4 protein-coding genes are annotated in these 8,458 nt (G+C 60.7%); 3 read left to right on the top strand and 1 reads right to left on the bottom strand.

All coding sequences use genetic code 11. The features are described 5' to 3' along the window. On the bottom strand, nucleotides 1-3,152 hold a 3,152-nt coding region (locus tag C9383_RS05470), incomplete at its 3' end, for a retention module-containing protein (protein ID WP_146164704.1). Between the two features lie 336 nt (nucleotides 3,153-3,488). Between C9383_RS05470 and C9383_RS05465 the strand changes: the two genes are divergently transcribed. Genes C9383_RS05465 through C9383_RS05455 form a run of 3 tightly spaced genes read left to right on the top strand, consistent with a single transcriptional unit; the run spans nucleotide 3,489 to nucleotide 8,399 of the window. Beyond that, a complete protein-coding gene (locus tag C9383_RS05465) occupies nucleotides 3,489-4,847 on the top strand; it encodes a TolC family outer membrane protein (RefSeq protein ID WP_060755470.1) in 1,359 nt (452 codons plus the stop codon). A 41-nt stretch (nucleotides 4,848-4,888) separates the two neighbouring features. After that, nucleotides 4,889-7,045, top strand: a complete 2,157-nt coding sequence (locus C9383_RS05460; protein ID WP_060755566.1) for a type I secretion system permease/ATPase — start codon at nucleotides 4,889-4,891, stop codon at nucleotides 7,043-7,045. Beyond that, nucleotides 7,035-8,399 (top strand): HlyD family type I secretion periplasmic adaptor subunit, encoded by a 1,365-nt coding sequence (locus tag C9383_RS05455; protein ID WP_060755471.1) that lies wholly within the window; start codon nucleotides 7,035-7,037, stop codon nucleotides 8,397-8,399. The genes C9383_RS05460 and C9383_RS05455 overlap by 11 nt, the downstream gene beginning before the upstream one ends. Nucleotides 8,400-8,458: the final 59 nt, after the last annotated feature.

Raw genomic sequence — 8,458 nt, 5'->3', positions numbered from 1 at the left:
GTGCTCTTGTCGATGAACACGTCATCGCTCGGTGCTGGGACGGTCACGGTGCCGACGGTGTCACCGGCCTTGATGGTAATGGTCGAACCGTTGTCGAGTTTCAGAGTGACGTCGGTGCCGGCCTTATTGCTCAAGGTCGCGGTGTAAGTGATCTGACCGCCTTCGTTAACTGCGCTTGGCGCAGTCAGGGTCACGGTGGTGGTATCTGCGGTGCCCGGAGTATCGGTAACAGTGGTGTTTACCGGCGTAGTGCCCGGCACCAGGTTCTCGAAGTGCTCGCCGCCGGTCACAGTTTTGATCGCGGTGGTGACGGTTTGGTCGCCGTTGTAAACGTCGTTCGGCGCCACGGTGGTGACGGTGCCGCTCGACTGATTCACACCGATGGTGATGGTCTGGCCATTGTCCAAAGTCACGGTCAGTGGGTTGGTGATGTTAGTCACCGCATTACCCGACTTATCGACCAGCGAAGCGGTATAAACGATATTGCCGCCTTCGCCCACAGTGTTGGTGGCGGTCAGGACCACATCGACCTTGTCGATGGTGTCGTTGATCGTCGTGGTTGCACCGTTACCTGCAACTTCCAGCTTCTCGAAGTTGCCGCCAGTAGCGTCGGTGATCTTGACGGTCTGCGTGCTCTTGTCGATGAACACGTCATCGCTCGGTGCTGGGACGGTCACGGTGCCGACGGTATCGCCAGCCTTGATGGTGATGGTCGAGCCGTTGTCGAGTTTCAGCGTGACATCAGTGCCCGCTTTATTTGAAAGCGTCGCGGTGTAGGTAATCTGTCCGCCTTCGTTTGCCTCAGTCGGCGCGGTCAGCGTCACGGTCGTAGTGTCGATCGAGTCCGTAATCGTGGTGACCGCCGGGGCCGTATTCGGCACCAGGCTCTCGAAATTGCCGCCGGTCGCCCCGGTAATGGTGGTGCTGACGGTGCTGCCATTGACGTAGACATCATTCGGCGGGGTGTCGACAACCACGCTGCCAACGGACTCGCCCGCCTTGATGGTAATCACCGAGCCATTGCTCAAAGTGACAGTCACCGGCGTCTGCGCCGGGTTGGTCAAGGTGGCGGTGTAGGTGATCTGGCCGCCTTCGACAACCGTTCCGGTAGCGGTCAGTGAAACATTGGTGGTGTCGACCGAATCAACAATCGTGGTAACGGCCGGAGTCGTGCTCGGTACCAGGTTTTCAAAGTTGCCGCCGGTGGCGCCGGTAATAGTAGTGCTGACGGTAGAGCCGTTGTTGTAGACGTCGTTGGCCGGGGTATCGACAACCACAGTGCCAGTGGACTCGCCCGCTTTGATAGTAATCACCGAGCCATTGCTCAGAGTGACAGTCACTGGCGTTTGTGCTGGGTTGGTCAGCGTAGCGGTGTAGGTAATCTGACCGCCTTCGGTTACGGTTTGGGCCGCTGTCAGCGAAACAGTGGTGGTGTCGACCGAATCAACAATCGTGGTAACGGCCGGAGTCGTGCTCGGCACCAGGTTTTCGAAGTTGCCGCCGGTCGCGCCAGTAATGGTAGTGCTGACGGTAGAACCGTTGTTGTAGACGTCGTTAGCCGGGGTATCGACAACCACAGTGCCAGTGGACTCGCCCGCTTTGATAGTAATCACCGAGCCATTGCTCAAAGTGACAGTCACTGGTGTTTGTGCCGGATTGGTCAACGTGGCGGTGTAAGTGATCTGGCCGCCTTCGGTCACGGTCGAGCCAGCCGTCAGGGCAACGGTGGTGGTGTCGACGGAGTCAGTAATCGTGGTAATGGCCGGAGTCGTGCTCGGCACCAGATTCTCAAAGTTGCCGCCAGTCGCGCCGGTAATAGTAGTGCTGACGGTAGAACCGTTGTTGTAGACGTCGTTAGCCGGGGTATCGACAACCACAGTGCCAGTAGACTCGCCCGCCTTGATGGTAATCACCGAGCCATTGCTCAAAGTGACAGTCACTGGTGTTTGCGCGGGGTTAGTCAGCGTGGCGGTGTAAGTGATCTGGCCGCCTTCGGTCACGGTCGAGCCGGCCGTCAGGGCGACGGTGGTGGTGTCGACGGAGTCAGTAATCGTGGTGACGGCCGGAGTCGTGCTCGGCACCAGGTTTTCAAAGTTGCCGCCGGTCGCGCCAGTAATGGTAGTGCTGACGGTAGAACCGTTGTTGTAGACGTCGTTGGCCGGGGTATCGACAACCACAGTGCCAGTAGACTCGCCCGCCTTGATGGTAATCACCGAGCCATTGCTCAAAGTGACAGTCACTGGCGTCTGTGCTGGGTTGGTCAACGTGGCGGTGTAGGTGATCTGGCCGCCTTCAGTGACCGTCGAGCCTGCCGTCAGGGCGATGGTGGTGGTGTCGATGGTGTCGGTGACCTGGGTCACTGCCGGCGTGGTATCGATGTTCAGCACCAGGTTGTTGCCGCCGGTGGTGCCGGTGACGTTGACGCTGATTTGGCTTGGGTCGATGTACGGGCTGTCGTTCGGGGCCAGGGGCACGTTGACGGTGCCGGTCAGTTGGCCCGACGGGATGGTGATCACTGCACCGTTGGACAACGTGATGTTGAGGTTGCCGATCGGTGCCTGGGTCACGGTGGCGGTATAGGTCAGTACGCCACCGGCTTCGGTAATGGTCGACGTGGCGCCCAATGTCAGCGTGGCGGTTTGCAGAGTCAGGCCACCGTTATTACCGCCAGGCTGGGCGCCGACGTTCTGGGTCAGTGCCGCGTTGGCCTGGCCCAGGCCCGCGGTCGGGAAGCCGATGGTCGGGTCAACGCGGCCGGCGGTCGCGTCCAGCACGACGAAGCTGTGGCCACCGCCTGCGGCGCCATTACCGGCAGCGGCTGGGCCTGCGGCAGCGGCTTCCAGGTCGGTGGTCGGGTCCGCGCCCGCGACGATGGCTTGTTGCAGCTCGGCAACCGAGGGCGCCGCGTTCTCGGCGGCAGCTGCCAGATCGACGGTGGAGTCCGGCAGGTCGGCGCTCCACTGGGTTTCCCGGCCCAGGTCCAGCGTGCGGCCGTCGGCCAGTTCCAGGCTCACAGCGCCCGACATGCCGGTGTCGACCTGGTCGCCTGCAAACAGGCGGTCACCTTCTACTAATACACGCCGCGTTCCTTCCGGAGAAATAACGAAAACTTGACCAACAATGCTTTTGACGATGGCAACAACACTGCTCATTAAAATTTTCTCCGGCGATCCGTTTCTGATGATTTCCATGTGGCCGCTCGGGGGAGGGCCAAACAGGAGGGGCGTAGTCTGTAAAGATGGTTTCGTCAAATATTTGGCTAGATTTATTCGCGATCTAGTTTATGCCAAACTATTGACCTTATGACCGCCATCCTAAACAATTGGCCCCGTAATGTCACATTGATATTTATGCGGCGAACCGTCCTACATGTGTGAAGCAGTTCCGCTTTTTGAACTTTCCGACGTACGGTCATTACGGTAGCCATTATCCGACGCAGCGGCCTGAATCGCTGTGATTTGAGACAAGAAGTCCTGGGGAATTTTTTAATGCGTCTGCACCTGTTCAAGGCAATACCGTTCGTTCTCGCCGCCAGTTTCGTACAAGCCCAGACACTGCCCCAAGCCATGCAGCAGGCCTTGGACGTGCACCCGGAAATTCAAGCCGGTGTGAACAGCCGCATCGCCGCCGATTACCAACTGCGTGCAGCCCAGGGCGGTTATCTGCCTCGGGTCGACCTGAACGCCGGTTACGGCCGCGAAGGCACCGATAACTCCACTACTCGCGCCGCCAATGGCCCCAACGGCAACCACTGGGACACCCTCAACCGCGGCGAGTCCAGCCTGCGCCTGCAACAGATGATCTTTGACGGCTTCGCCACTTCCAGCGAAGTCGGTCGCCAGCAAGCCAACGTCAACTCCCGCGCCTACTCCTTGCTCGGCACCTCCGAGCGCACCGGCCTGACCGTTGCCCAGGTGTACCTGGATGTACTGACCCGTCGTGAGTTCGTGCGCCTGGCCGAAGAAAACCTGCGCAACCACGAACGCATCTACGATCAGATCAAACTGCGTACCCAGCGCGGCGTCGGCAACGGCGCCGACCAGGACCAGGCCGAAGCGCGTCTGGCCCAGGCCCGCAACAACCTGATCACCGAGCAGACCAACCTGGCCGACTCCGAGGTCAACTACCTCAGTGCCGTTGGCCAGATGCCCGACCAACTGGAGCGTCCGGCACCGTTCATGGCCATGCTGCCGGCAGACCTGAATGAGGCACGCCGCCAGATGCTCGACAACAGCCCGGTGCTGCGTTCGGCCGAGTCGGATATCTCCGCCGCCGAGAAGCAGTACGAAGCCGCCAAGTCCACCTTCTACCCGCGTTTTGACGCCGAGCTTGGCACCAACGCCGATAACAACGTCTCGGGTGACGCCAGCCACAACAACGGTTGGGAAGCCATGGTGCGCATGCGCTTCAACCTGTTTGCCGGTGGCAGCAACAAGGCTGACTTGCAATCCAAGTCATACCAGGCCAACCAGGCCCTGGATATCCGCAACAACGCCCTGCGCCAGCTCAACGAAGAACTGGGCCTGGCCTGGAACGCCCTGAACAACGCCAACGCGCAGTTGCCCGTGGCCCAGCAGTACGTGGACCACAGCACCCGGGTGCGTACCTCTTATCAGCAGCAGTTTAGCCTCGGCCAACGAACCCTGCTCGATTTGCTCGACAGTGAGAACGAATTATTCACCGCTTCCCGTCGTCTGGAAGAGATCAAGAACATTCAGTTATTTACTCAGTATCGAATCAAGGCGACCATGGGCGAATTGCTCAAGAGCCAGGGAGTGGTCCCACCGATGGCCTCCGTCGTGCAGACCGACGTGAAGCCTAACGTCCAACTGCCTGGGATGAATTGAGCCGTCCCCATAGCCCCATCTGTTAGTCGAGAGTGCACCGCGTGGAATCCGAAGTCAGTCGAGTTCATCTCAACCATGATCCACGCACGCTGCACGACGACCCGTTACTCGACGGGTTGCTTGCGCTGTGCGCCCTGCACCAGAAACCGGCCAGCGCGGCCATGCTCACCACCGGCCTGCCGCTGCCTTCGCAGCGGTTGAGTGCCGAGTTGCTGCCCCGTGCAGCCGCGCGGGCGGGCCTGCAGGGGCGGTTGCTGCAACGCAAGCTGGAACAGATCCCAACGATTGCCCTGCCGGCGTTGCTGCTGCTCAAAGAGGGGCGCAGTGCCGTGCTGGTAGGCTGGCAAGGCGAAGACGAAGCCCGCATCCTGCTCAGCGAAAGCGACGGCGGTGAAGTCATCATCAAGCGCGAGTTACTGGCTGGCGATTATGCCGGCAAGGTTTTCTTCGCCCAGCCGCAGCACAAATTCGACGTCAACCACGGCACCCTGATTCCTCGGGCGCGTTCGTGGTTCCGTGACACGCTGATGCGTTCGCGCTGGCTCTACACCGACGCCATTGCCGCCAGCTTCCTGATCAACATCATTGCGATGGCCGCGCCGCTGTTCGTGATGAACGTGTACGACCGCGTGGTGCCGAACCAGGCCACGGCCACCCTGTGGGTGCTGGCAGTGGGCATCTGCGGTGCCTATCTGTTCGACCTGATCCTCAAAAGCCTGCGCAGCCTGTGCCTGGACCTGGCCGGCAAAAAGACCGACCTGATTATCTCGGCCACGCTGTTCGAGCGCATTGTCGGCATGTCCATGAAGTACCGCCCGGCACGGGTCGGCAGCTTCGCGCAGAACATCCACGAGTTTCAGAGCCTGCGCGATTTCCTCGCTTCGCTGACCCTCACCAGCCTGATCGACCTGCCCTTCACCCTGCTGATCTTCCTGGTCATCGCGATTCTCGGCGGGCACCTGGTGTGGATTCCGGTGCTGGCGTTCCCGATTGCCCTGGGCATCGGCTATGCCCTGCAGAAACCACTCGTTGCGACCATGGAGCGCACCATGGCGCTGGCCGCCGAGCGCCAGTCGAGCCTGATCGAAACCCTCGCCGGGCTGGACGCGGTCAAGGTCAATAACGCCGAGAGCGAGCGCCAGTACGGTTGGGAACAGACCATCGGCACCTTGAGCCGCCTTGAACTGCGGGTGAAGTTGCTGTCGGGCCTGTCGATGAACATGACCCTGCTGATCCAGCAACTGGCCGGCGTGATCATGATCGTGTTCGGTGTGTACCAGATCATCGACGGTAACCTCAGCATGGGTGGCCTGATCGCCTGCTACATGCTCAGCGGCCGCGCCTTGAGCCCGTTGGCTTCGCTGTCGGGCCTGCTGACCCGTTACCAGCAAGCCAAGGTCACCATGATGTCGACCGACCAGATGATGGAGCTGCCCCAGGAGCGCAATTTCGAAGAGCGCCCCATGAGCCGCCGCACGCTGCAAGGCGCCATCGAATGCCGGGGCCTTAATTTTACTTACCCGAATCAACAGAACGCCGCGCTGAAAAACATCAATCTGGTGATCAAGCCCGGCGAGAAAATCGGCATCATCGGCCGCAGCGGCTCGGGCAAAAGCTCCCTGGCCAAACTGATCGTCGGCCTTTATCAGCCGGACTCCGGCGCCTTGCTGGTGGATGGTGTGGATGTGCGCCAGATCGACGTCAGCGAACTGCGCCACAACATCGGTTACGTGGCCCAAGACATCCAACTGCTCGCCGGTACGCTGCGCGACAACCTGGTGTGCGGTGCACGCTATGTCGAAGACGAAATGGTCCTGCAGGCCGCCGAACTGGCCGGCGTGCACGAATTCGCCCGCCTGCACCCGCAGGGTTATGAACTGCAGGTCGGCGAGCGCGGGCAAAACCTTTCCGGCGGCCAGCGCCAGAACGTTGCCCTGGCCCGTGCACTGTTGCTCAACCCGCCCATCCTGCTGCTGGACGAACCCACCAGCGCCATGGACAACACCGGTGAAGAGCGCCTGAAACAGCGCCTGCAAGCCGTGGTGCAAAACAAGACCATCGTGCTGGTCACTCACCGTGCCTCACTGCTCTCGCTGGTGGACCGCCTGCTGGTGGTCGACCGTGGGCAGATCCTCGCAGACGGCCCGAAAGCCGTGGTCATGGAAGCGCTGAAAAAGGGGCAGATCAGTGTTGCTTAACTCCATCAAAAGCGCGGTTGGCCGCTATTTCAAAGGTTCCGATTCGCTGCAGGGTCAGCCCCTGCCCGAAGTCAACAAAGCACTGGTCGAAGATGCGCCGCGGGTTATCCGCCTGACCATCTGGGCGATCATCGCGTTCTTCATCTTTCTGGTGACGTGGGCAGGCTTCTCCAGCATCGACGAAGTCACCCGTGGCGACGGCAAGGCAATCCCCTCGTCCAAGTTGCAGAAAATCCAGAACCTGGAAGGCGGTATCGTCTCCGAGTTGTACGTCAAGGAAGGCCAGGTGGTGGAAGCCGGCGCGCCGTTGATTCGCCTCGATGACACGCGTTTTGTTTCCAATGCCGGTGAAACCGAAGCCCTGCGCCTGGCCATGCAACTGCGCGTCGAGCGCCTGAGTGCCCAGGTGGATGACCGCCCGCTGAACATCCCCGACGATGTGCTCAAGGCCGCGCCCAACCAGGCTGCCAGTGAGCGCTCGTTGTATGACAGCCGCCGCCAGCAGTTGAAGGACGAAGTCGGCGGCTTGCAGGAACAACTGGTGCAACGCCAGCAGGAACTGCGTGAATTCACCTCCAAACAAAGCCAGTACCGCAGCCAGTTGTCCCTTCAACGCCAGGAAATCAACATGTCCGAACCGCTGGTGGCCCAGGGTGCGGTGTCGCCGGTGGAAGTGCTGCGCCTCAAGCGTGCCGAGATGGAAACCCGCGGCCAGTTGGACGCCACTACCCTGGCGATCCCCCGGGCCGAGTCGGCGATCAAGGAAGTACAACGCAAGATCGACGAAACCCGTGGCAAGTTCCGCAGCGAAGCGCTGACCCAGCTCAACGAAGCCCGCACCGAACTGAACAAGGCCGAGTCCACCGGCCGCGCCCTGGAAGACCGGGTCAGCCGCACCCTGGTCACCTCGCCCGTGCGCGGGATCGTCAAGCAATTGCTGGTCAACACCGTCGGCGGCGTGATCCAGCCGGGCAGCGACATGGTAGAGATCGTGCCGCTGAACGACACGCTGCTGGTGGAAGCCAAGATCCGCCCGCAAGACATCGCCTTCCTGCACCCGGGGCAGGAAGCGATCGTCAAATTCACCGCCTATGACTACACCATCTACGGCGGCCTGAAAGCCAAGCTCGAACGCATCGGTGCCGACACCATCACCGATGAAGACAAGAAAACCACCTACTACATGATCACCCTGCGCACCGACCGCAGCCACTTGGGAACCGATGAGAAGCCGTTGTTGATCATCCCGGGCATGGTCGCGTCGGTGGACATCATCACCGGCAAGAAGAGCATCCTGAGCTACCTGCTCAAGCCGATCATCAAGGCGCGGGCCGAGGCGTTGCACGAGCGTTGACTTGTAGCGCCTGAATGAGCCTCATCGGGAGCAAGCCCCCTCCCACACTCGACCGCATT

The sequence above is a fragment of the Pseudomonas palleroniana genome (genome assembly GCF_003031675.1).
Taxonomy (GTDB): domain Bacteria; phylum Pseudomonadota; class Gammaproteobacteria; order Pseudomonadales; family Pseudomonadaceae; genus Aquipseudomonas; species Aquipseudomonas palleroniana.
The sequence above is the reverse complement of the archived record's forward strand: the minus strand, read 5'-3'. Positions and strand labels throughout refer to the sequence as shown.